Source organism: Flavobacterium sp. 20NA77.7, from assembly GCF_031326205.1.
Taxonomy (GTDB): domain Bacteria; phylum Bacteroidota; class Bacteroidia; order Flavobacteriales; family Flavobacteriaceae; genus Flavobacterium; species Flavobacterium nakdongensis.
On record NZ_CP133721.1, the window covers coordinates 1,886,939 to 1,913,037 of the forward strand.

22 protein-coding genes are annotated in these 26,099 nt (G+C 32.8%); 7 read left to right on the forward strand and 15 right to left on the reverse strand.

What is annotated here, in order from left to right; translation table 11 throughout:
- The first annotated feature begins 544 nt into the window (after nt 1-544).
- The gene (gene metK / locus RF683_RS08510; RefSeq protein ID WP_309531874.1) at nt 545-1,816 is read left to right on the forward strand and encodes a methionine adenosyltransferase; all 1,272 of its coding nucleotides are present in this window, start codon (nt 545-547) and stop codon (nt 1,814-1,816) included.
- A 60-nt stretch (nt 1,817-1,876) separates the two neighbouring features.
- On the opposite strand, the gene accD is transcribed toward metK, so the two are convergent.
- The 3 genes from accD to tamL form a co-directional block, all read right to left on the reverse strand.
- Nucleotides 1,877-2,731, reverse strand: coding sequence for an acetyl-CoA carboxylase, carboxyltransferase subunit beta (gene accD / locus RF683_RS08515; RefSeq protein ID WP_309531875.1), 855 nt, complete (start codon nt 2,729-2,731; stop codon nt 1,877-1,879).
- A 72-nt stretch (nt 2,732-2,803) separates the two neighbouring features.
- Nucleotides 2,804-3,871, reverse strand: coding sequence for a class II fructose-bisphosphate aldolase (fbaA, locus tag RF683_RS08520; RefSeq protein ID WP_309531876.1), 1,068 nt, complete (start codon nt 3,869-3,871; stop codon nt 2,804-2,806).
- Between the two features lie 42 nt (nt 3,872-3,913).
- A complete protein-coding gene (tamL, locus tag RF683_RS08525) occupies nt 3,914-6,472 on the reverse strand; it encodes a translocation and assembly module lipoprotein TamL (RefSeq protein ID WP_309531877.1) in 2,559 nt (852 codons plus the stop codon).
- 33 nt (nt 6,473-6,505) lie between these two features.
- Here tamL and RF683_RS08530 point away from each other — a divergent pair, with 33 nt between their 5' ends.
- A complete protein-coding gene (locus RF683_RS08530; RefSeq protein WP_309531878.1) occupies nt 6,506-7,228 on the forward strand; it encodes a TrmH family RNA methyltransferase in 723 nt (240 codons plus the stop codon).
- Here the strand turns inward: RF683_RS08530 and porT are convergent, their stop codons facing one another.
- The 12 genes from porT to RF683_RS08590 all read right to left on the reverse strand — a co-directional run bounded on the left by porT (nt 7,229) and on the right by RF683_RS08590 (nt 18,249).
- Nucleotides 7,229-7,927, reverse strand: coding sequence for a type IX secretion/gliding motility protein PorT/SprT (porT, locus tag RF683_RS08535; protein WP_309531879.1), 699 nt, complete (start codon nt 7,925-7,927; stop codon nt 7,229-7,231).
- Between the two features lie 5 nt (nt 7,928-7,932).
- On the reverse strand, nt 7,933-8,664 hold the full coding sequence (gene ubiE / locus RF683_RS08540) for a bifunctional demethylmenaquinone methyltransferase/2-methoxy-6-polyprenyl-1,4-benzoquinol methylase UbiE (protein WP_309531880.1): 732 nt from the start codon (nt 8,662-8,664) through the stop codon (nt 7,933-7,935).
- A gap of 155 nt (nt 8,665-8,819) precedes the next feature.
- Nucleotides 8,820-9,305, reverse strand: a complete 486-nt coding sequence (locus RF683_RS08545; RefSeq protein ID WP_309531881.1) for a dihydrofolate reductase — start codon at nt 9,303-9,305, stop codon at nt 8,820-8,822.
- 236 nt (nt 9,306-9,541) lie between these two features.
- The gene (locus RF683_RS08550) at nt 9,542-10,372 is read right to left on the reverse strand and encodes a hypothetical protein (protein ID WP_309531882.1); all 831 of its coding nucleotides are present in this window, start codon (nt 10,370-10,372) and stop codon (nt 9,542-9,544) included.
- Between the two features lie 63 nt (nt 10,373-10,435).
- Nucleotides 10,436-12,115 (reverse strand): AlwI family type II restriction endonuclease, encoded by a 1,680-nt coding sequence (locus RF683_RS08555; protein WP_309531883.1) that lies wholly within the window; start codon nt 12,113-12,115, stop codon nt 10,436-10,438.
- A gap of 6 nt (nt 12,116-12,121) precedes the next feature.
- A complete protein-coding gene (locus tag RF683_RS08560) occupies nt 12,122-13,030 on the reverse strand; it encodes a DNA adenine methylase (protein WP_309531884.1) in 909 nt (302 codons plus the stop codon).
- Entirely contained in the window at nt 13,027-13,338 is a 312-nt protein-coding gene (locus RF683_RS08565; RefSeq protein ID WP_229325202.1) for a helix-turn-helix domain-containing protein, read from the reverse strand. Before RF683_RS08565 ends, RF683_RS08560 begins: the two co-directional genes overlap by 4 nt.
- Before the next feature lie 190 nt (nt 13,339-13,528).
- The gene (locus RF683_RS08570) at nt 13,529-14,353 is read right to left on the reverse strand and encodes a thymidylate synthase (RefSeq protein WP_309531885.1); all 825 of its coding nucleotides are present in this window, start codon (nt 14,351-14,353) and stop codon (nt 13,529-13,531) included.
- A gap of 70 nt (nt 14,354-14,423) precedes the next feature.
- The gene (locus RF683_RS08575; RefSeq protein WP_309531886.1) at nt 14,424-15,677 is read right to left on the reverse strand and encodes a nucleoside permease; all 1,254 of its coding nucleotides are present in this window, start codon (nt 15,675-15,677) and stop codon (nt 14,424-14,426) included.
- Nucleotides 15,678-15,694: 17 nt separating this feature from the next.
- A complete protein-coding gene (locus RF683_RS08580; protein ID WP_309531887.1) occupies nt 15,695-16,336 on the reverse strand; it encodes a bifunctional nuclease family protein in 642 nt (213 codons plus the stop codon).
- Between the two features lie 127 nt (nt 16,337-16,463).
- A complete protein-coding gene (locus tag RF683_RS08585) occupies nt 16,464-17,432 on the reverse strand; it encodes an electron transfer flavoprotein subunit alpha/FixB family protein (protein ID WP_309531888.1) in 969 nt (322 codons plus the stop codon).
- 70 nt (nt 17,433-17,502) lie between these two features.
- A complete protein-coding gene (locus RF683_RS08590; protein WP_309531889.1) occupies nt 17,503-18,249 on the reverse strand; it encodes an electron transfer flavoprotein subunit beta/FixA family protein in 747 nt (248 codons plus the stop codon).
- Between the two features lie 263 nt (nt 18,250-18,512).
- On the opposite strand from RF683_RS08590, the gene RF683_RS08595 reads away from it, so the two are divergent.
- From RF683_RS08595 to RF683_RS08615, 5 genes are all read left to right on the forward strand, one after another.
- A complete protein-coding gene (locus tag RF683_RS08595; protein WP_309531890.1) occupies nt 18,513-19,490 on the forward strand; it encodes a pyruvate dehydrogenase complex E1 component subunit beta in 978 nt (325 codons plus the stop codon).
- A 96-nt stretch (nt 19,491-19,586) separates the two neighbouring features.
- The gene (locus tag RF683_RS08600) at nt 19,587-22,043 is read left to right on the forward strand and encodes a DUF5686 family protein (protein WP_309533165.1); all 2,457 of its coding nucleotides are present in this window, start codon (nt 19,587-19,589) and stop codon (nt 22,041-22,043) included.
- A 50-nt stretch (nt 22,044-22,093) separates the two neighbouring features.
- Nucleotides 22,094-22,684, forward strand: a complete 591-nt coding sequence (locus RF683_RS08605) for a DNA-3-methyladenine glycosylase family protein (protein WP_309531891.1) — start codon at nt 22,094-22,096, stop codon at nt 22,682-22,684.
- 154 nt (nt 22,685-22,838) lie between these two features.
- On the forward strand, nt 22,839-23,369 hold the full coding sequence (locus RF683_RS08610; protein ID WP_309531892.1) for an inorganic diphosphatase: 531 nt from the start codon (nt 22,839-22,841) through the stop codon (nt 23,367-23,369).
- A 98-nt stretch (nt 23,370-23,467) separates the two neighbouring features.
- On the forward strand, nt 23,468-26,053 hold the full coding sequence (locus RF683_RS08615; protein WP_309531893.1) for a sodium-translocating pyrophosphatase: 2,586 nt from the start codon (nt 23,468-23,470) through the stop codon (nt 26,051-26,053).
- Nucleotides 26,054-26,099: the final 46 nt, after the last annotated feature.

Here is a 26,099-nt window from a genome sequence, read left to right on the forward strand (position 1 = left end):
TTTTGAAAAATTTAAAGGTTAAAATAGATTTGAAAACAAAAAACCCCTTTCGGTTGGTTTACCAAAAGGGGCTTAGAGTTAATTTTATAACTGTATTAAGTCACTATCATTTGGTAATAGACATGAAAAAACCACATGCAGATTGCATTACAAAGCATCATCATATGTTTATGTGTATTTTTCATTTCTATTACTTGCTTATTTATGTTGCAAATTTAGAATTATATTCTTTATATAAAAAATAAATAGTTTATTTTTCTAATTTATATTATTTTTTAACACATTTATAGATTTTTTATCTAAATTAAATTTATTTCACAAATAAATATTTCTTAATATTCCGAGAATTATATTATTTATAAAATTAACACAAATAATAATTTGGAATTCAAATAGATTTCATACCTTTGCGACGAATTAAGAGGAAAAATTTGACTGATTGCAACCTCTATAAAAAATGCTAAAGCAGAGACTCTTCTTTAGCATTTTCCTGCAATTTATTTTTCTTCTGATAACTTAGTAATTAATAATAAATTAAATAATTATGGCTTATTTATTTACGTCAGAATCAGTAAGTGAAGGACACCCAGACAAAGTAGCTGATCAAATTAGTGATGCATTAATTGACAATTTTTTGGCTTTTGACCCGTCTTCAAAAGTAGCTTGTGAAACGCTAGTAACAACTGGACAGGTAATTTTAGCAGGAGAAGTAAAATCTAATACCTATTTAGACGTTCAAACTATTGCTCGTGATGTAATTAGAAAAATTGGATACACAAAAAGTGAATACATGTTTGAAGCAAATTCTTGTGGTGTTTTATCTGCTATTCATGACCAATCCGATGACATTAATAGAGGTGTTGACAGAGTTGCCGCTACTGATTTTGAATCAAAAGCGAACGCACAAGGAGCTGGAGATCAAGGAATCATGTTTGGTTATGCAACTAACGAAACTGAAGATTTAATGCCTTTAGCTTTAGATTTAGCTCATAAATTATTACAAGAATTAGCAGCATTAAGAAGAGAGAATTCGGAGATTACTTATCTACGACCAGATGCAAAATCTCAAGTAACATTAGAATACAATGACGATAATCAACCTGTTAGAATTGATTCTATTGTAGTTTCTACACAACATGACGATTTTGACGAAGAAACGGCAATGTTAGCAAAAATTAAAAAAGATATTATTGAAATTTTAATACCAAGAATTTTAGCTAAATATCCTCAATATGCTCATTTATTTAATGATAAAATTGAATACCACATTAACCCAACAGGAAAATTCGTAATTGGAGGACCGCATGGTGATACTGGACTAACGGGTAGAAAAATTATCGTGGATACTTACGGAGGAAAAGGTGCTCACGGTGGCGGTGCTTTCTCAGGTAAAGACCCAAGTAAAGTAGATAGAAGTGCCGCTTATGCTGCACGTCATATTGCCAAAAACTTAGTCGCTGCTGGTGTGGCAAACGAAGTATTAGTTCAAGTTTCTTATGCTATTGGTGTGGCTAAGCCATGTAACATTTATGTAAATACATATGGAACTGCTAAAAATGGTTTAGTAGATTCTCAAATTTCTGATAAAGTAGCTCAATTATTTGATTTAAGACCTTATGCTATTGAGCAAAACTTAAAATTAAGAACACCTATTTACAGTGAAACTGCTGCATACGGACATATGGGACGTAAAAATGAAGTAGTAACTAAAACGTTTAAATCTCCAGACGGAACAACAAAAACAGTAGAAGTTGAATTGTTTACTTGGGAAAAATTAGACAAAGTAGCAGAAATAAAAACTGCTTTTGGAATATAATATTTTAAAATGTAAGTGATAAAAAATCCCGTTTCAATGACTTGGAACGGGATTTTTATTTTATCTAATTTCTTGATTCAAAATTAAATCAATATACAGATTAATTTTGTTTTTCAACTCTTTTCGATGTGCAATAAAATCTAAGAAACCGTGCTCTAATACAAATTCTGCCGTTTGAAATCCTTCTGGAAGATCTTTACCCGTAGTGTCTCTAACCACACGAGGACCAGCAAAACCAATTAACGCTCCAGGTTCAGAAATATTAATATCTCCTAACATGGCATAAGATGCGGTTGTTCCTCCGGTAGTTGGATCAGTACATAACGAAATGTAAGGGATTTTAGCTTCCGCTAATTGTGCTAATTTTGCAGATGTTTTGGCTAATTGCATCAACGAATAAGCAGCTTCCATCATACGTGCACCTCCAGATTTTGAAATCATAACGAATGGAATGTTATTTTTTATAGAATGATTAATTCCTCTTGCAATTTTTTCACCTACAACAGAACCCATTGAACCTCCGATGAAAGCAAAATCCATACAACAAACCACTAAATCTTTGCCTTTTGATTTTCCTACCGCTGTTCTAACAGCATCCTTCAACTTTGTTTTCTCTGTAACATCTTTTAGACGATCACTGTATTTTTTTGTATCCACAAATTTTAACGTGTCTACTGAAGTCAAATTAGCGTCTAACTCTGTGAACTCATTATCGTCAAACAAAATTTGGAAATATTCTTTACTTCCTATTCTTACATGATAATCATCTTCTGGGCTTACCCATAAATTTCGTTCTAATTCATCAGAGTCGATAATCTTTCCTGTAGGAGATTTGTACCAAAGTCCTTTTGGAACATCTTTTTTATCCTCTGTTAATGTTTGAATTCCTTTTTCTTTTCTTTTAAACCAAGCCATAGTTTTAATGGATAATGGACAATTGAAAATTGACAATCAAATAATTATCAATTTTCAATTATCAATTGTTAATTATAAAGTATTTATGTTATTTAAATCTGCAAAAGCTTTTTCTAACCTTGCAATAAATGTCATTTCTCCTTCTCTAATCCATTTTCTAGGATCATAATATTTTTTATTTGGGCTTTCGGCTCCCTCTGGACTTCCAATTTGCGTTCTTAAATAATCAATTTTAGAAGTCATATAATCTCTAATACCTTCTGTGAAAGCAAATTGTAAATCTGTATCAATATTCATTTTGATCACACCGTAAGAAATTGCCTCTCTAATTTCTTCTAGCGTGGAACCCGATCCACCATGGAAGACAAAATCAACCGGATTTGCTGCTGTATTAAATTTATTTTGAACGTATTCTTGAGAATTTTTCAAAATTACAGGCGTCAATTTCACATTTCCTGGTTTATAAACCCCGTGAACATTACCAAATGCTGCCGCAATAGTAAATCTTGGGCTAATTTTCATCAATTCTTCATAAGCATAGGCCACTTCTTCTGGTTGGGTATATAGTTTTGAACTATCTACATCTGAATTATCTACACCATCTTCTTCTCCACCAGTAATACCTAATTCTATTTCTAGCGTCATGTCCATTTTACTCATGCGCGCTAAATATGTTTTACATAATTCAATATTTTCTTCAAGAGGTTCTTCAGACAAATCAATCATATGTGAACTAAACAATGATTTTCCCGTTTCGGCAAAATGTTTTTCAGAAGCATCTAATAAACCATCAATCCATGGCAATAAATTTTTAGCGCAATGGTCTGTATGAAGAATTACAGTTGCTCCATAAGCTTCTGCTAATGTGTGTATATGTTTTGCCCCTGCAATTGCTCCTAAGATAGCTGATTTTTGATTCTCATTAGAAAGTGCTTTCCCAGCATTAAATTGTGCACCTCCATTTGAAAACTGAATGATAACCGGCGCGTTTAATTTAGCTGCTGTTTCTAACACACCATTTATAGTGCTTGAACCGGTTACATTAACCGCAGGTAAAGCAAAACCTTTCTCTTTGGCATAGTTAAAAATCTCTTGAACTTGACTTCCAGTAGCTACCCCTGGTTTAATTGTGTGACTCATAATTTTATTATTTGATTTACAAAAATACTAATTTTATTAAACTTAGAAAGGATAATTGATTCCAATATTAAAAACCCCTTCATTTATACTCATTCCTTTGAACCATCTTTGCGCATATTCTTTAGCAGGATTATATGTTTTAAAACCAAAATCTGTTCTAATTACAAAGAAACCTAAATCATAGCGAAAGCCAAATCCCGAACCTAAAGCCACATCTTTTAATGATTTAATTCCATTAAAAGTAAAGTTTTCATCTTCAACATTATCATAAACATTCCAAATATTACCCGCATCTGTAAATAAAGCCCCATTTAATTTTCCAAAAATCGTGAAACGATATTCTAAATTCATAGCTAATTTTAAATTGGCTTCATTAAAATCATTTACACTTTTACTTGAGCCAGGGCCTAATCGATAGGCTAACCATCCTCTGTTATCGTTACTTCCTCCAGCAAAATAACTTCGGGTAAACGGAATAGAATTTGAATTTCCATAAGGAACTGCAATACCTCCAAACGCTCTAAATGCTAATGAACTTTTCTTTCTAATATGTAAATGTTTTATATATTCTATTTCGCCTTTTATATATTGTGAATATTGAATACCAAATAATGTTTGATTGCCATTTATATCTTTGGAATTCCCTAAAGATTTTCCTAATAATGACAATAAATTTCCTGCACTTTCTATTTTTGTTCGAATTGTATAAAATTCAATATCATTAAAGTCCGTTTTTGAATTTATACTATAACTAAATGATGAAGAAACTATCAAATTATTCTCTGTTAAACGATATTTTCGTTCTCCTATACTTCTAATTGTTTGATAATCCTCATCAATTGGAGTTAAAGATGAATTCCCACCATTGGTGATATATGACACAAAATTATCTGCACCTGCGAAAGTTAAATTTCCGCTGCTATCATAAAAATCTTGAGTAGGCGCATACGTGGGTGCCAAACTATTTAAAACATTATAAGAATATGAATATACATTATAATAATTAGCAACATTTAAATTTCTGATAAATTGAAGATTAAATAAATCTAATCGATATTTTCTTTCTTTTCTTTTTGTTGATATCCAATCATAGAAAAAATTACTTGTATAAGATTCTTTATCTAGACCAATATTTGTTTGTTTGGATAAACCAAACGAAAGCGTGGTGGTAGGAAACATTTCCTTCTTAATAATTTTTTTAGTATTAAAAGGCGAAAAAAATCTTGGAATAGTCAATTTTACATCAGCACCATACTCTCTAACATTAAAGAATAAATTATCTGGATTTGATAGCTTGCTAGACGAACCTAAGCTACCACGCATTGAAAAATCTAAAATTTCGGCACCTTTAAAAATATTTCTAAATGTAATTCCCATAAAACCAGAAATTCCAAAATCTTGAATATTTGATGTAGTAAAATCGGCCTTTATATTAAATTGTCTTCTCTTTAAAGGGGAAAGCACAATATTAGCTGTCAACGTATTTTTGTCTTTTCCATCTTCAATAAACTGAATTTGTGGAAAAGCAAACATTTTCAAATTAGACAATGACTTGCCAGTCAAAACTTTAGCATCATCACTAAATATTTTTCCTTGCTCAATAAAAATAGCATCGGTTAATGCCTTAGGTCTGTATCTCAATTTTCCCGAGCTATAAATGTGAACATTTTTATATGTTGTACTGTCAATGGCTGCATTTTTTTCATTAAATTGTTTGTCTGTAAAAATATTCACTCGGCCTATTCTATATATTTTAAATGGCTGAGCTACTAAAGTATCTCCTTGTTTAACCGTTCTATCTTTAATAACAACATTCAAACTGATGCGCTGTGATTTTGTTTTACCAATAGTATCTGCATCAAACTTTACATTGTTTTCTTGAAAATGATACAACCCTTTATTTCTAAACTCTTTTGATATTCTTTTTACCTCATTATATACATTGTTACTTGTATAAGGTTTGCCAATTTCCAAATACGAATCTCCAGCCAAGGCTTGATAAATAGAATCTACAACCGGCGACTCTATTGATTTAGTTATACTATCAATTAAAAATGGATTTCCAGTAGTGATAGAATAAGAAACTCGAGCTTTCCTATTTTTAAGTGTGTCTGTTTTTGCTGAAATTTTAGCATCAAAATAACCTCTATTCAAATAATAAGCAAACAATCTTTTAGTTGATTTTTGGGTTTTTACAGAATCTAATACAACTGGAGCCTCGCCTACTCGCTTTAAGAAATCATTATAACCCGAAACAAAGAAAGATTTTCCTATACGATCTACCTGCTTAGCAGAAAACAAATGAGTCATTTTTTCTTTTCTTTTTGGTTTTCTATCTAACCATACTTGATAAGTTGAATCAGGATTTTTGCGTATTAGATTATACAATTGTACTCTCGGTTTAAATCCTACTAACTTACTATTAGGCTTTTGATACAACTGTAATTCTAATTCTTCCAATTTGGACACTTTACCATTCACCACAATTTTATTATCGTGAAGAAGGTATTCATTCTTTTTTAATTTTCGTACTTCAGAACAAGAGTAAAAAAATAACCCTAAAAGAAAAAATAATACTATTTTTGATGTGAGAAATTTCAAAGGCATAAAATTTATTCAAAAATACAATTTTTTATGGTTAGCAAAAACCAAATTAAGTTAATAACTAGCTTACAACAAAAAAAATACAGAAAAATACACCAACTTTTCATTGCTGAAGGTAAAAAAGTGATTTTAGAATTGCTTGAGGCAGGATTTAAATTAGAATTTCTTTTTGTTACGGAGGAAAATATATTTCCTAAAACATATCATCCTGAACTCATTTCAGAACAGGAATTAAAAAAAATAACTGCCTTAACTACGCCAAACAATTGTTTGGCTGTTTTTAAAACACAAATCAATCAAAACCATACTGAATCTGAACTCATTTTAGCTTTAGATACGATTAGAGATCCTGGAAACATGGGAACCATTATTCGTTTATGTGATTGGTTTGGCATTACAACACTTGTTTGTTCAGAAGAAACCGTAGACAGCTACAATCCAAAAGTGGTGCAAGCTACAATGGGTTCATTAGCAAGAGTCAACCTTATTTATACAAATCTTCATGCCTATCTATCAGAAACAAACCTACCTATATATGGTACTTTTATGGATGGCAAGTCTATTTATGAAACTCAACTTCCGCAAAAAGGAATTATTGTTATGGGAAATGAAGCCAATGGTATATCCAAAGAAGTAGAAGATATAATTACTGAACGGATTGCTATTCCTCGATTTGGCAACTTACAACTCACCGAAAGTTTAAATGTAGCTACTGCTACCGCAATAATATTGTCTGAATTTAAACGTCGCTAATTAATGAAAAGTGAAACACACAAATACCGCGCGTGTTTTCATAGACTGTATGTTTCCTGTCCAAGGGCTGTTAGGGTTAGCATCCCTAATGAGTTCATCATTCGTACTAAATACTCCTCTAATAGAAGGTGAAAATTTAAAATATTCTAAATATAAATCTATCCCAAAACCAAGTTCGTAATAATTGGTCCAAGATTTCATTTTAAATCTTCCACTATAATTATCATCTGGTGCTTTTGCATTACTTCCCATATTCAAAGAAGTTGAAATCCCTGTTAATAAATAGGGTTTAATATTTCCTGTGCGCTTAGCCGACATTTTTAACAATAAAGGAAAATGTAAATATGCCGATTTTACCTCACGTAATTTATCTACATTATCGGTAATATTAGGGTAAATTAAATTGCGTTGTGTAGCAAAAAAACCAGGCTCAAAACGCACATCAAAATAGTCATTCAATCGTAAATTTCCCACTAATCCTACACTAAACCCTGTAGTAGTATTAACAACTATATCTTTGCCAACCGTTAAATAATCAAACTTAAAATCGTAACTGTTAAACCCTAAAAAGTAACCCCAATGCACACGTTGTTTATCAAAATTTTCTTGATGTATTATTGGATCTTTACTAAAAAATCCTCCTTGAGTAAATCCCAAAAACGAACTTAAAAGTAAAAAAGACATATAAAACTTGCGCATAATTATTATTGTTTTGATGCTGTATAAATAGTTGCCACACCCATCGTTTGAGGCAAATGTACTACTTCTATAAACCCAATTTTTCGTAAAATATTGTTCAACACTTCGCCAAATGGAAAATTTTGTGCCGAAGTAGATAAATAGGCATAGGCTTTTTTATCTTTTGAAAATAATTTGCCAATAGCAGGCATGATAAAATTGGTATACACATAATACCCTTGTTTAAACGGAAATTTTGTAGGTACCGAAGTTTCTAAAATAATGAATTGACCTCCGGGTTTTAACGTACGTAAGATTTCCGACAAGCCTTTTTCTAGATGTTCAAAATTACGAACGCCATAAGCCACCGTAATCACATCAAAATAATTATCGGCATACGGAATGTTTTCGCCATCACCTAAAACCATTTGAATTTTAGTGCCTAATTTTTGGGCTTCAATTTTCTTTTTCCCAATATCTAACATGCCCTGCGAAATATCTAAACCAATAATTTCTGATGCCGAAGTTTTGGCAAATAAAATAGCTAAATCGCCCGTGCCTGTAGCAATGTCTAAAATAGTCGTGGGCTTTTTAGCTGCAACCATTTTCAATATTTTTTGCTTCCACTTAGCATCCGTGCCAAAAGAGATGATTTTATTTAAACCATCGTAATTTTCAGAAATAGTGTCAAACATTTGAGCCACTTGCTCTTTTTTACCTTTTTCGGAATCTTGATACGGTTTTATGGTTTCAGACATTGTTTTGATTTTGAAGTGCAAAAGTACGGATAAATTTTCAATGTGTCAATGAGACAATTAGTTGATGTGCCAATTTGAAAATTTGAAAATTCAACTTGAAACTAAATATTGAAAGAATTGAAATTTTTGACTTTCGACTTTTTACTTTCGACTTTTTAACTTCTAACATACGTTAAAAAAGTAAAATCAAACGCATGTTTCTCGTCTTTTGGGTGGAATTCTTCAAAAACCAATTTCCATTTAGTGGTGTCGATTTCTGGAAAAAAAGTATCGGCGTCGATAATAGTATGCACGCGCGTGACATCTATTTTATCGACTACGTCAAGTGCTTGTTGGTAAATTTCGCCACCGCCAATCACAAAAGCTTCTTCGTATGCAGGACATAATTCCATCGCTTTTTCTAAACTAGGCACTACTATACAGCCTTCAGGGGCTTGATAATCGTGTTGTCTGGTAATGATAATATGTGTGCGATTAGGCAATGGTTTTGGAAAACTCTCAAAGGTTTTGCGCCCCATAATGATGTAATGACCTGAAGTTAACGTTTTAAAACGCTTAAAGTCTTCGGGTAAATGCCACAGGAGTTGGTTGTCTTTTCCTAAAGCATTGTTCTCTGATGCAGCTGCGATTATGGTGAGCATAGTTGTAATATTTGAAGTGCTAAGGTAGTGATTTTGAAAGATAATTTAAAGTATAAATATTGGAGTAGTTATAAATGGCTATTTAACGTTTTTCAGCTATACGCAGGCAGGGATTTTAACCACTGAACTTCCTACGAAGAACTGAACTTTAATTTTATTACTTTCCTGTCCTACGAAGCACGAAACCCCTGCTTGCGTATAGGTGACGTTATGCCTTCGCCCTTCTTTCTTGGTTATCATATTGCCTTATTATTAAATTCTTTCTCGTATTTATTTTCTGATTTTTTTTTGAAAAACAAGGTGTCGAAAATAGAGTGATTGATTAAACGCATAACAACTAAAGGAATTAAAAACAAAACTATACCAATAGCATTTGAGAGCCAAATTGGTAATGTCTGGTATTGCTTATTTACAAACCATAATAAAGTTATAAATGATACTAAAATCAAGTAAAGTAATATGCTTTTGTAGTCTCTTCTGATTTTACTTTTCACATAAATTTTCTTTTCTTTTGCTAATTCTTCTATTACTTCATTTACCATTTTAATTGCACTATCACGAGAGCAAGAAGATTGAATTTGAAATTTACCTTCACTTATGTAATTACTTGTTTTTATAGGAAGTTCGTCAACGTAACCTTCAATTTTTTTGTTTTTCACGTCTTCGGTTAATAAAGCCTTTTGAACTTCCAAAAGATTTATATCAGTATTATTTGTTAGTTGACTTTTGATTTGCTTTTTGATTTGTGGTGTTGTGAAGTCTTTTTTTACAACCCATTGAACATATTTGAAATTTGGATTAATAAAAATTACTGGTTCTTCAATGTTATTTTCTATGCTATACTTGTAAATGGAATTAGAGTCAATTAAATTTCCGTTAGGCATTTTAATTTTAAAAATCCCTTTGTTAAATTTTTCCTGTACTTTATTTTCTCCTAATTTTTCTAATTCAGACTTGGGAATTTCTTGTAATTCCATTTCCTTTTTAACTGTTTCAAAATCAAATTCAAAAGAAAAATTAGTTATCGAATTAATTATTTTCTGTACAATTTGCTCGTAATCTATCATAAATTATCATAGCTGTTAAATGTTTTTTTAGTTAATTGCCCATTATTTTTATGCCTACCCCCCTCATTCTGTCAGCCAATTTAGTGCCTCTTGTGTTATTCCGTTATACCAATCTTTTTCATTGTCTGTTGAATTTGCCAGTTCGTTTGAACGTTCAAAAAATCGTTGAACGTGTCTTGGTTCTGGAACATAACTTGCTTTGTGCGAATCCTCAACCATTTTTAAAAATACTGTTAACGGCAAAGGAACGATTGTAGAAGTTCCACCATAGTAACTGATGTTCATTTTGTGTAAGGCGTAAAAATGAGCAACACAAGCCTCGTTTATGTTTGGTGCTATGAACAAACAATAAGCTGGTTTATTTGTTTCCCGTTTCACTTTTGCAAGATGTCTTGTAACAGGTTCGCCTTCTGTTTCATATTGTCGTTGTCCTCCTTGCATTGTAACTTCTACGGTTAAGCCAAAATCTTCATAATCGCAAACAATATCTGCCATATTTCCTTGTGCTGTTGACATTGGATTTCCGAAGTCGTCAAATTTCAGATTTGCTTTTATGTTTCCTCCGTCAAGCATTGTCATTGCTCGCCAAGTATTCCATTCCAACATTAAAGGATTGTCGTATAGTGAATTGGCAAGTATTTGGTCAAATGTCGAATTGATGTCATCAAACAAGCGATAATCTTTGATTGCTGTAACTTGTTCGGTAATAATTTGCTCTTTTCGTTTCTCTAATTCGTCAGCAAAAATGTCTTTAAGCTGTTGTAAAGTTGCTGTTTTTTCAATTTTGATTTTCGGAAATTCTGTCTTTATTTTTTGTTCAAGCAATTCTCTGTTGTCGGTTAGAAGTGCTGGTGTTTCGGCACTACCAAGATAAGCAACGTATTGTTTTTCGTTGTCAATAAATTGTGGTTCTCTGTTTGTATGTTCCAAGAAATAATCTACTTCCTGAATTTTTTCAGGAACAATTGAAATAGATTTTCCAATGTGTGAAATGTTTACCAAGCCTGTTGCTCTCAAATAACGAACGCAAGCATCTGCATAATCTCGCATATTACTTGCTTTAGTTTTTAAAAATTTTGAAATTGAATCGTCATTTGTTTGTCTTGTTTTGGTTTTTCCAGAAGCAATATCGGCACTATAAATTTGTTGTAGTTCAGCATCTAAATATTCAGCACGAAATTTTTTGTAATTTCCTTCGTTTTGTGCTTTTGCTATTCTGAATTGATTGATTTTTTCAACAATTGTTTCAAATTCTCGGTAGTCAACTAATTGTAATCCAAAAATCATTACTTCGTCAAACTTCAAAGAACCGAAATGACGAACTAATCTAAAAAGTTCAAGATAAGGTCTTACCCAAAAATCAGCAGAATTAGCAGAAGACTTGTGAAAGGGTGACGGCACTTGAAACTTTAGCAGTTGTCGTAAAAATATTTCATCTTTTCGTCTTGAATTTACTAATTCTAAACCAGCTGGTGTTAAACTGATAACTGGCGAAAGCACAACGAAACCGAGTGATTTCGGTGCTCGGTTTATTCTATCTCTTGCACTAAATGCAGGGTCGTTTGCACCTTCGCCATTAAAGAAGTTTTCTTCTTTCAATAGCTCCATAAATGCAAGTTGCGTTTCTGTATTCCATTTTTGTCCTGCAAAATGAGTATTCAATAACTCAATTTCAGGAATCATTTTAGCAGGTGTTCGTGGTGATGTTGTAACGAAAATTACTTTACTATCTATTCTTGCCATAATTTATTATAGTGCTAATTCTTTTTCAAATTCTAGTTGTGGGAAATGTTTTTTAGCAACGTTACCGTAATTTGAAATCAAAATATGGCTTGCTTCTGATTTAAATCTATTTCTAATATTCACTGCATAAGATTTTCCATATTCGTCAATAATCATTTCACCATATAACTTTTCTGTTAATGGTGTTCTTCCAATAACCATAAGTGCCTTACATTTAAGTTGCTTATACTGATTGGCTAACTCAATGTGATTTCTTTCATTAAATCCGTCTTTGTGTTCAATATTACCATAATCTGAAAAAACACAATCATACGGTGGGTCTAAAAACATAAAATCATCTTTATCTGCCATTCTAAATATTTCTGAATAATCAAGATTGTAAATTTCTGTTTTATTAAGTAGGTTGTTATGCGCTTTAGTAACCAAAGAAGTGTTTAAGTTAGCATATCTTCCATATGGCACATTAAATTCTCCTTTTGAGTTATAGCGAATCATTCCCGAATACGCTGTTTTGTTGATGAAGAAATATAGCAAAGCTTCTGAATACCTTTTTTCTGTCAAATCGTTGAACATATCTCTGATTTGGTAATAAAGAGGTTCGTTTTCGTCATCTACACGTTCATTTGGTGTTTTGCTTTTCAACTCTTCAAACTTTTTGCGATTTATCGCATAAACTTTTTCGATTTCTGATAATTCAGTTTTGAGAAGTTCAAAATTGTCTTTTACTCCTAAATAAAATGAAATTAGTTTTGAGTTAATATCGTTAATGATTGCTTTCTTGGGTTCTAAATGAAAGAATAACGCACCTCCTCCAAAAAATGGCTCAATATATTTCCCGCTAAACTGCGGAATATGTTTAATCAAATGGGGAATTTCTTTAGATTTTCCTCCTCTGTATTTTACGAGTGGTTTCATATTTTCGCAGTTTTTCGTTTATATTCAACAATGCTTTCTGCAACTACATTTAAAATTTGCGTTGCTTCTTCTTCTTCGGCAATAATGTCATAAACTTTGTCTGCCGACCATAAACGAATTAACTCTTTTGAGTCAACTTCAAGCAATTCTGAAAGAATAGTTACTTGTTCTCTCTTTGCCCGTCTGTCGCCTTTTTCAATCTTACAGTATGTTGCCGTGTCTATTTCTAAAGCAGCAGCCAACTGTCGTTGAGGGATTTGTTTCTCCTCTCGAAGTGTCTTTATTCTATTCCCAAAGATTGTTGACATAATTTAGTCTTGACATTATTTGGCAAATATAATTATTTTTTCTTTCTGTCATCATTTTATTTTTTGCACGGTCGTTTTTTAGGGTGAGGCATAACTTGTTTATATGCTCAATTTTTTAATATTTAGTGAGCATAGCCACACGTTTTAGTATGCCTTTGCTCAACAATTTATGTTATTTACTGTATAATTCTTACACCGCCACTGCCCCTTTAATATGCGGGTGTGGGTCATAGCCTTCTAACGTAAAATCGTCAAAGGTGAAATCAAAAATATTGGTTATGGCTGGGTTTAATTTCATTGTTGGTAACGGTCTGCATTCGCGGGATAATTGTAAATTAACTTGCTCAATATGGTTGTTGTAAATGTGCGCATCACCAAACGTATGAATGAAATCTCCAACCTGTAAATTACACACTTGGGCAATCATCATCGTAAACAAAGCATAAGAGGCAATGTTAAACGGCACGCCTAAGAAAATATCGGCACTGCGTTGGTACAATTGGCAACTCAATTTTCCATCGGCTACATAAAACTGAAAAAACGCATGACACGGTGGTAAAGCGGCTTTTCCATTCGCTACATTTTCGGCAAAAGAAACGGATGTATCAGGCAATACACTTGGATTCCATGCAGAAACTAGCATTCTTCTGCTGTTTGGATTGGTTTTTAACGTTTCGATTAATTCGGTAATTTGGTCAATTTCTTCGCTGTTCCAGTTGCGCCATTGGTGGCCATAAACTGGCCCCAAATCGCCATTTTCATCGGCCCATTCGTCCCAAATTTTCACGCCATTTTCTTGTAAATATTGAATATTGGTATCGCCTTTTAAAAACCAAAGTAATTCATAAATAATGGATTTTAAATGCAATTTTTTGGTCGTTACCATAGGAAAGCCTTCGCTCAAATCGAAACGCATTTGGTAACCAAAAACACTCAATGTTCCGGTGCCTGTTCGGTCGCCTTTTTGATTGCCGTTTTCTAAAACGTGTTTTACTAAGTCGTGGTATTGTTGCATGTTTAAGTCAGAAGTTAGAAGTTAGAATTCAGAAATATTTGAACCCTCAACTACTTATTTAATACTAAAATTAATGTGAAATATTGGATACGTCTTTTGGATCATGTTTGTGTTTAAAGAAAATTGCAAAAGCAAAAGTTATAATTAACGCATAAATCGCAAAAGTTAGCCAAATGTTATGCCAATCTTTTCCTTCAGCTGTGGTAAAATATTTTTCAATAATATAACCGCTAGTAATGCTTCCAAAAATAGCTCCAAATCCGTTTGTCATCATCATGAACAAGCCTTGTGCTGAAGAACGAATTTTAGAATCGGTTGAGGTTTCTACGAAAAGCGAACCTGAAATATTGAAGAAGTCAAACGCCATTCCATAGACGATGCACGATACAATAATCATCCATAAACCATCGCCAGGATTTCCATAAGCAAATAAGCCAAAACGCAACACCCATGCCACCATACTAAATAACATTACTTGTTTGATTCCGAATCGTTTTAAGAAAAACGGAATAGCTAAAATGAATAAGGTTTCCGAAATTTGAGAAATGGACATGATTAGCGTCGAATATTTGACCACTAAAGAATCGGCATATTCTGGAAGTCGTTTAAAATCATCTAAATATACATCGCCATAAGCATTGGTCAACTGTAACGCTGCTCCTAAAAACATACTAAACAAGAAGAACAAAGCTAATTTATAATTGGCAAACAATTTAAAAGAACTTAAGCCCATTAAGTCAATAAACGATTTGCTTTCTGCTGTTTTCCCTTCCGGTGTACATTTAGGTAAGGTAAAAGAATAAATTCCTAATGCAATTGCGGCAATGGCTGCAATATAAAATTGGTTTTCACTGGCTTTGTTGCCCGTTAAGTTGGTAATCCACATGGCAGCAATAAAACCAACTGTTCCCCATACACGTATGGGTGGAAAATCTTTTACAACATCTAAACCTCCTTTTTTCAAAGCATTGTATGCTACAGAGTTGGAAAGTGCAATTGTAGGCATATAAAAAATCATCGCAACTAAAATCACCCAGAAAAAATCAGCAGGATTTGCTATCTGAGGCACATAAAACAGAGTTAAACCGCCTAAAATATGTAAAATTCCATATAATTTTTCTGCATTCACCCATCGGTCAGCAATAATGCCACATAAAGTAGGCATGAAAACCGAAGCTATCCCCATAGTAGAGAAAATAGCTCCAAATTGTGCGCCATCCCAATGTTTTGTGCCAAACCAATAATTGGCTACCGTAATTAACCAAGCTCCCCAAACAAAAAATTGGAAAAAGCTCATTAAGGTTAGTCTAAATTTTATACTCATTTTTATAATTGTTTTAATTAGTTGGTCAATTTATCGTTTCGTTCTCTTTTATCAATTTCGTCTCTAATTTTTGCAGCTTTTTCATAATCTTCATTTTGAACTGCTTCTTCTAATAAATTATACAATTCATTGGTGGAATAATTTGCATAGACATCGCTTGGTTTTTCATTAGGAATTCCGAAAGTTTCCGGAGTAGAAAGTACATCATCATTATCTACGTCCTCAAGATTATTTTCCGTCGGATTCATATTTAAATATATTCCTGCTTTATCCAATATATTTTTGTAGGTAAAAATAGGTGCATTAAAACGCAAAGCTAATGCAATAGCATCTGAAGTGCGCGCATCAATAATTTCTTCAATTTTATCGCGTTCGCAAATGATGCTTGAAAAAAACACCCCATCAACTAGTTTATGAATAATAACTTGTTTGATGACAATATCAAATCTATCCGCAAAACTTTTAAATAAATCATGGGTTAAAGGGCGTGGTGGCTTGATCTCTTTTTCTAGAGCAATAGCAATGGATTGTGCTTCAAAAGCTCCAATAACAATGGGTAATTTTCTATCGCCATCTACTTCATTAAGCAGTAAAGCATAGGCACCATTTTGGGTTTGGCTATACGATATTCCTTTAATTGTTAGCTTAACTAAACTCATTTTATCTTAAATCATTATTCAAAAAAGTGTACTAATGTACAAAAAATGCACTAAAAAAAGGGCTATCTAAACAAAGCTATTACTAACTTAATTTAGATAGCCCTTTGTGGGCACAATATATAAAAAATTATGCGTTGTTTGCTTTGAATATTTTTAATTTTTCAATCAATTTTGGCACAACATCAAAAGCATCGCCTACTACCCCATAATCAGCCACTTTAAAGAAAGGTGCTTCTGGATCAGTGTTAATAACTACTTTCACTTTCGATGAATTAATCCCAGCAATATGTTGAATGGCTCCCGAAATTCCTACTGCAATATATAAGTTTGCAGCTACTGGTTTTCCTGTTTGACCTACGTGTTCGCTATGTGGTCTCCAACCAATATCTGAAACTGGTTTTGAACATGCAGTTGCTGCACCTAAAACAGAAGCTAATTCTTCTATCATTCCCCAATTTTCTGGGCCTTTTAATCCTCTACCTGCAGAAACAACTATTTCGGCATCGGCAATGGTTACTTTTCCTGTTGATTTTTCAGCATTTGTCACTTTTACACCAAAATCTGCATCAGAAAATGTTGGTGTGAAAGCTTCTTCTGTTAACGAAACCGGAACTTCTACTAATCCAAACGAATTTTTGGAAAGACCTAATACTTTTACATCTGTAGTCATTTCAGTAATTGAAAAGGCTTTATTTGAAAAAGCATTTCTTTTTACTTGGAAAGGTGAAGTGTTTTCTGGTAATGCAATCACGTTTGAAGCAAAACCTGCATCTAAACCTACAGCTACTAAAGGAGCAATATGTAAACTATCTGTAGTTGAAGCAAAAACGATAACTTTTGCGTTTTCCTTTGTTGCTATTTGTTTTATAACATCTGCATAGGCTCTTGCATGAAAAGTATTCAAGTCTGAATTTGTAACATTCACCACTTTACTAACACCAAAAGTTGCTAATGAAGAAACATCTGAAGCGTTTATTGTAACAGCCGTAACAGTTGTTTCTAGTGAGTCTGCTACTTTTTTTGCATAAGAAGCAATTTCAAAAGATGTTTTTTTGAATTTTCCTTCGTTTGATTCTGTATATATTAAAACTGACATGTTTTTATAAGTTTATGTGTTGAAAAATTTTATCGTTATGTGTTTAGAAACTGAAACTTAAAGCTGAATACTAAATAACCTTCGCTTCGTTGTGCAACAAGTTTACTAATTCGTCTAAATTATCTGCGCTAACTAATTTCACAGCAGATTTTGCCGCTGGTTTTTCAAATTTAACTGATTTTGTAGCTGCACTTGTAGCTACAGGTTCTACAATTTGTAAAACTTTAGTTCTTGCAGTCATGATTCCTCTCATATTTGGAATGCGTAAATCTTTCTCTTCTACTAAGCCTTTTTTTCCAGCAATAACTAGCGGAAATGCCACAGAAGCTGTTTCTTTTCCACCGTCAATTTCTCTAATTGTTGTAGCGGAACTTCCAGCAACTTCTAAACCGATACATGCATTCACAAAATTACATCCAAGTAATCCTGCTAACATCCCTGGTACCATTCCACCATTATAATCAATAGATTCTGTTCCTGCAATGATTAAGTCATATCCGCCTTGTTTCACTACATTTTCTAATTCTTTAGCCACTTGTAAACCATCTATCGCTGTTGCATTTACTCGGATAGCTTCATCAGCGCCAATAGCTAATGCTTTTCTTAATGTAGCTTCAGCATCTGTTCCTCCTACATTAACAACAGTTACATGTGCACCTTGTTGTTCTTTTAAAAGTACGGCTTTAGTTAATCCAAATTCGTCATTTGGATTGATTACATATTGAACGCCATTCGTATCAAATTCTGTGTCATTATTCACAAAATTAATCTTTGAAGTAGTATCAGGTACGTGACTGATGCAAACTAATATTTTCATTATTCTATCTATTTTTTATTGATGCTACGAAATTACAAAAAAATGTTTTAACTAAAACTATGCGTGCATAATAAATATGAATTTTATAAAAATAAGCTCTTAATTCTGATTAAAATCAAAAAAGTATAGCGTAAAAAATAGATTTACTAAAAAGTTATCAAAGAAAACGTTTTAGTAAAAATACCACAAAAAAACTATCGGAACTTCATTTACTCATTAAAAAATTATTATTTTTGCCTTTGATTAATAGGAAAAACATCAAAATGAGAACAATACAATTTAGAGAAGCAGTTTGTGAAGCGATGAGCGAAGAAATGCGTCGTGACGAATCGGTATATTTAATGGGTGAAGAAGTTGCTGAATATAATGGTGCTTACAAAGCATCAAAAGGGATGTTAGACGAATTTGGACCAAAGAGAGTTATTGATACGCCTATTGCCGAATTAGGTTTTGCAGGTATTGCAGTGGGTTCTGCCATGAATGGTTGCCGACCAATTGTAGAGTTTATGACGTTTAACTTTTCGCTGGTAGGTATTGACCAAATTATCAATAATGCCGCTAAAATGAGACAAATGTCTGCAGGGCAGTTTCCTATGCCAATGGTATTTAGAGGCCCTACAGCTTCTGCAGGACAATTAGGCGCAACACATTCGCAAGCATTTGAAAATTGGTTTGCTAATACCCCTGGATTAAAAGTAGTTGTTCCTTCAACACCTTATGATGCAAAAGGCCTATTGAAAGCTGCTATTAGAGATAATGATCCTGTAATTTTTATGGAATCAGAACAAATGTATGGAGACAAAGGAGAAGTGCCAGATGGAGAATACATTATTCCACTAGGAGTTGCAGATATTAAACGTGAAGGTACAGACGTTACTATTGTTTCTTTTGGTAAAATCATAAAAGAAGCATTAACTGCTGCTGAAACTTTAGCAACAGAAGGAATCTCTTGCGAAATTATTGATTTACGCACAGTTAGACCTATGGACTACGATTGTATTATTAACTCCGTTAAAAAAACAAATAGATTAGTCGTTTTAGAAGAAGCTTGGCCATTTGCCTCTGTAGCTTCAGAAATTACGTATATGGTTCAAGAAAGAGCATTTGATTATTTAGACGCTCCTGTACAACGAATTACTACAGCGGACACACCTGCGCCTTATTCACCAACATTATTAAAAGAATGGTTACCAAATAGTGAAGATGTAATCAAAGCTGTTAAAAAAGTTTTATACAAATAAAAAAAATAATTTTTAGTATACCTTTGAAACTTCATCTATCTAGGTGAAGTTTTTTTTTAAAACCCAATAACTGTGAATAAAATACTTGCCCTACTAATGTTATTCTCAACCCTAACCTTTTCCCAAACCAAGGTTAGCGGAGTTGTAATTGACGAAAAAAACAATCCTATTTCCTATTCAACTATTGCCTTTAAAAATTCAGCCGAAGGGGTAATGACTGATGAAAATGGTAAATTTTATTTAGAATCAAAGAAAAATTATTCCATTATTGTAATTTCAAATTTAGGATACAAATCCAAAGAAATCACATTGACAGGCATTCATAATTATGATTTAAAAATTACACTTGCTACAGATAACGAAATAGAAGAAGTGAAAATCTATTCTGGCAAAACATCAAAGAAAAATAATCCGGCAATTGATATACTGCGAAAAATTTGGGAACGAAAAAAGAAAAATGGGTTGCGTCAATTTGACCAATACCATTATGAAAAATATGAAAAAATAGAGTTTGACATCAATTCTATTGACAGTACATTTATGAAAAATAAAGTATTTAAAGGTATGGAATTTATCTTTAAACACGTGGATACGTCTGGAATAACAGGAAAAAACTATTTGCCTATTTTTATTAATGAAACCATTAGTGAAGTGTATAGCGATAATGTTAACAAAAAAGATAAAGAAATTTTAAAAGCGAATAAATATTCCGGTTTTGGTAACGCAAATAATGATGGTGTAAATGCCTTTTTAAAAGATTTATATGCAGAATATGATATTTACAATAATTACTTAAAATTCTTTGATAAAGATTTTGTGAGTCCCTTGTCGCGGACTGGTATTCAAGTATACAACTATGTATTAGCAGATAGTACTTTTATAGATAAAAAATGGTGCTACAATATTGTATATTATCCTAGACGAAAAAACGAACTTACTTTTAAAGGTGATTTTTGGGTAAATGATTCCACCTTTGCTATTAAAAGCATCAACTTAGAAGCAAGTAAAAGTGCAAATATTAACTGGGTTAGAGATATTTATATTGAGCAAGAATTTGATGTTTTAAATGATTCGGTATTTTTATTAAAACGGGACCACATGATGACTGATTTTGCTTTGACAAAAAAAGAAAAATCCAGTGGTATGTATGGTAAACGAACTACTCTCTTTAAAAATCATGACTTCAATACTAAAAAGGATGAAAAATTTTATAGAGAAACGGTAAATGAATTTGATAAAGAAGTATATACTAAATCCGAAGAGTATTGGAACGAAAATAGATTTGAAAGCCTCAATTCGAACGAAAAAGGCATTTACCAGATGCTCGACACTTTAAAAACGGTACCCAAATTTAAGCGTTTTTATAATTTAGTATCTATTTTAGGAAGTGGCTATGTTCAAGTAAAGAATTTTGATATTGGTCCGCTTTTTTCAACTATTGGTTTTAATGATGTGGAAGGTTATCGCATTCGATTAGGCGGTCGAACTTATTTTGGACCAAATGATCAATGGCGTGTACAAGGTTACACCGCCTATGGATTTAAAGACCAAAAATTTAAATATGGAATTCTTGGAAAATACATGTTTAATAAAAAAAATAGATTTATCGTTTCTCTCGGAAACCGAAGAGATGTAGAGCAAATGGGCGTAAGTTTAACCACTTCTAATGATGTTTTAGGAAGAAGTTTTGCTTCATCTTCTTATTTTTCTTCTGGTATTAACGACAAATTAACGCATGTGAATTTAACAACGCTTGGATTTGAAATTGAACCTGTTAAGAATTTAGTTTTCCAAAGTACTTTATCCTACCGCACACTAGAATCTGCATCGTCAACTTTTAAATTAGACTATTTTGCCGATGCCAATCGAACAATTACCGCTAACAAAGTGCGTCAATCTGAGATTAATTTCATGATTGACTATACACCTAATCGAAAAATGGTAGGCTATGGTGTAGATAGAATTGAAGTAGATTTAAATTATCCGCGCTTTTTTGTTAACTATTCACAAGGGCTAAAAGGCGTTCTAGATAGTGATTTTAGCTATTCTAAACTACAATTATTTTATCGTCAACCTTTATTAATTGGAGGTTTTGGAAGATTATTTACCACAATAGAGGTAGGAAAAACATTTGGCACTGTTCCATTAGGATTGATGGGAATCATTCCTGGAAATCAATCCTATTTTATTATTGATAACACGTATAACCTACTCAATTATTACGACTTTGTTGCAGATCAATACTCTTCATTACATATTGAACATAATTTTAATGGTCGTTTATTTTCAAGAGTTCCCATGTTGCGAAAATTAAATTGGAGAGAAATAATAGGTTTCAAAGCTGTTTATGGGTCAATTTCATCCGAAAACAAAGCTATTAACGCTTCAGGGTTAAATTACATTGCTCCTGTTGATGGGTATTTCGAATACCATGCGGGAATAGGAAATATTTTTAAAGTAGCTCGAATTGATTGCGCATGGCGAGGAAGTTATTTTGACTTACCGGATGCTAGAAAATTTACTATCCGCCTAGGTTTTGGATTCTATTTTTAATTTTAAAACTTCATAATTCAAAATTCGTTAATCGAAATTCTTTGTTTTTTATGATTCATGATTTATCAAAAATACTCCAACTCGAACCTAAGTTTCAAGAAATAATTGACACCTACGGAAATCCAACAATAACTATTCGTGCATCGGGTTTTATTGCGCTTTCTCAATTAATATTGGAACAACAAGTTTCCATTGCTTCTGCAAAAGCTTGTTATGACAAAATTGAAAATTATTTAAATGGTTTCACACCACAATTAATACTCCAAACTTCTGATGAAGAACTGAAAGCATGTGGCGTATCCCGTCAAAAAATAAGTTATATCAAAAATTTAGCCCGTTCTATAGAAAAAAATAAAATTGACTTAGAAAGTTTCCATTCTAAAACTGAAACAGAAGTTTATAATGAATTAATTCAATTGAAAGGAATTGGAAAATGGACCGCTCAAGTGTATTTAATGTTCTGTTTACAAAAGAAAGACGTTTTTCCAATTGGAGATATCGCCGTACAACACACCATGCGAGAACTATTTCAAACCGAATCTTTAGAAGAAATGGAACTTCATGCTACTAATTGGAAACCTTATCGTTCCTTAGCAACCTATTTGTTATGGCATCATTATTTAAAGAAACGCAATCGTTAACTTTTCGACATTCCAAATTTCATAATTTTTATGCAATTTTTTTATCGTTAATGTATTTTTTTATGTACTAAATCAAGAATATAGAAAAACTTCAAACTCCCAACTTTCAACTCCTAACTTTTCCCTAAATTTGCACCTGAAAAAACAAATAATAATGACAGCAGATAAAGTAGAAACATTTGATGTTTTGGTAGAAATTTCTAGAGGAAGCCGAAACAAATATGAATATGATTTTGATTTAAAAAGAATGCGTTTTGACAGAATGTTATTTTCGTCAATGATGTATCCAGCAGATTATGGATTTATTCCTGAAACGTTAGCGCTAGATGGCGACCCACTAGATGTTTTGGTTTTAGTAACTAAACCTACATTTCCAGGATGTGTAATTGAAGTAAAACCAATTGGGGTATTTCACATGGCAGATGATAAAGGACCAGATGAAAAGGTAATTTGTGTGCCTGTTTCAGATCCTATTTGGAACAAATTAAATGACTTATCAGACGTAAATCCTCATTTGTTAAAAGAAATTGAACATTTTTTTGAAGTATATAAAGACTTAGAAAACAAACAAGTTGATGTACACGGTTGGGGTGACGTAAAAGAAGCAAGAGAAATTTTAAGACAATGTGTTGAACGTTTTAACAACATAGAAAACAAACCTGAAGGACTATTTAGTATAAAATAAATTTCAAATAAATTCACTAAAAAAGGCAATTATCTTTAGGATAATTGCCTTTTTTATTTAAATTTGTTCAAATTAAAAACTAAATTAACTATTTAATTATGAATACAATTATGATTTATGTGCCAATAATTATGGCAGTTCTTGGACTTTTGTTCATGGCAATTAAAAGATCTTGGGTGCTAAAACAAGACGCCGGAGACGGTAAAATGAAAGAGATTTCAGATTACATTTATGAAGGTGCTTTAGCATTCTTAAAAGCAGAATACAAATTATTAACTTTCTTCGTAATTGGAGCAAGTTTAATACTAGCAGGAATTTCTTTTGTAGTTCCTACTACACATATTTTAATTGTTGTTGCATTCATTTTTGGTGCTATTTTTTCTGCTTATGCAGGAAATATTGGAATGAAAATCGCTACTAAAACCAACGTAAGAACAACACAAGCTGCACGTTCTAGTTTGCCACAAGCCTTAAAAGTTTCTTTTGGCGGTGGAACGGTAATGGGGCTTGGAGTTGCTGGTTTAGCAGTTTTAGGATTAACCGCATTTTTCATTATCTTTTTCCATTATTTTATGAATGGAGTATGGGAATCTACAATGATAAATGGTGTAGAAAAATCTCCTACTGAGTTAATGACCATAGTTCTTGAAACATTAGCAGGTTTCTCTCTAGGAGCTGAATCTATTGCATTATTTGCTCGTGTGGGTGGTGGTATTTATACCAAAGCTGCCGATGTAGGTGCTGATTTAGTTGGTAAAGTAGAAGCAGGAATCCCAGAAGACGATCCTCGCAATCCAGCTACTATTGCTGATAATGTGGGAGATAACGTAGGTGACGTAGCAGGTATGGGAGCGGATTTATTCGGTTCGTATGTAGCAACGGTTTTAGCGGCTATGGTGTTAGGAAATTATGTAATTAAAGATATGGGAGGTAAAATTGATGATGCTTTTGGTGGTATCGGACCAATTTTATTACCAATGGCCATTGCAGGTTTTGGAATTTTATTCTCTATCATTGGAACCATGTTGGTAAAAATTTCAAGTGATGATGCTAAAGAAGCACAAGTTCAAGGTGCGTTAAACAAAGGAAATTGGGTTTCAATTATATTAACAGCTATTTCTTGTTATTTCTTAGTTGACTATTTACTACCAGCCAAAATGCAAATGGAATTTTATGGAGAAGGCTTAATTGCTGTTTCTTCTATGCGTGTTTTCTTTGCAACACTAGTTGGTTTAGTAGTTGGTGGAGTTATTTCATCAGTAACAGAATATTATACAGGATTAGGAACAAAACCAGTATTGGCAATTGTACAAAAATCATCTACAGGTGCGGGAACTAACGTAATCGCTGGTTTAGCTACAGGTATGATATCTACTTTCCCAACCGTTTTATTATTCGCAGCAGCAATTTGGGCTTCGTATGCTTTTGCAGGTTTTTATGGTGTAGCTTTAGCCGCTTCTGCAATGATGGCAACAACAGCTATGCAATTAGCAATCGATGCATTCGGACCTATTTCTGATAACGCAGGAGGAATTGCTGAAATGAGTGAATTACCAAAAGAAGTTCGTACTCGTACAGATATTTTAGATTCAGTTGGAAATACAACAGCTGCAACAGGTAAAGGTTTTGCAATCGCTTCTGCTGCGTTAACATCGTTAGCTTTATTTGCTGCTTATGTTACGTTTACAGGTATTGATGGTATTAATATCTTCAAAGCGCCAGTATTAGCAATGTTATTCGTTGGAGGTATGATTCCAGTAGTGTTCTCTGCATTAGCAATGAATTCTGTTGGAAAAGCTGCAATGGATATGGTATATGAAGTACGTCGTCAGTTCAAAGAAATTCCAGGAATTATGGAAGGAACGGGCAAACCAGAATATGGTAAATGTGTGGAAATTTCAACTAAAGCTGCGTTACGCGAAATGATGTTACCAGGTATTTTAACGATTGGTTTCCCAATTGCAATTGTTCTTTTAGGAAAATTAGTATATGCTGATGATAATCAATTAATCGCTGAAATGTTAGGTGGTTATATGGCTGGAGTTACGGTTTCAGGTGTACTGTGGGCGGTATTCCAAAACAATGCTGGTGGAGCTTGGGACAACGCTAAAAAATCATTCGAAGCAGGTGTTGAAATCAATGGAGAAATGACATACAAAGGGTCTGATGCGCATAAAGCAGCTGTAACTGGAGATACTGTTGGAGATCCATTCAAAGATACTTCTGGTCCATCAATGAATATTTTAATCAAATTAACGTGTTTAATTGGATTGGTAATCGCACCTATATTAGGAGGTCATGCTGAAGGAACCAAAAAAGAAATAAAATGTACCGTTATTGAAATGCATGGAAAATGTACTTCAGACATGGGAAAATGCGACATGACAAAATGCGCTACAATGACAAAAGATGAATGTGCAAAAATGTGTGATTCATTAGGCTGTTCTGCTGAAGAAAAAGCAATGTGTATGGCTCATTATGATGCGAATGGTAAATTCATTGGAAAAGAAGAAGAAAAATCATGTTGTTCAAAAGATTCAGACAAAAATGTAAAAGTTGAAATTAAAAATGTAAACGGAAAAGCAAAAGCCACAGTAACTACATCTGAAAAAGGCAATGTAAATGTTCAAATTTTTGAAGGATCACTAGACGAAGTAAAAGCTAAAGTAGAAGGATTGAAATAGTTTTCTACATCAATTATAATAAAAGCCTCAGAAATGAGGCTTTTTT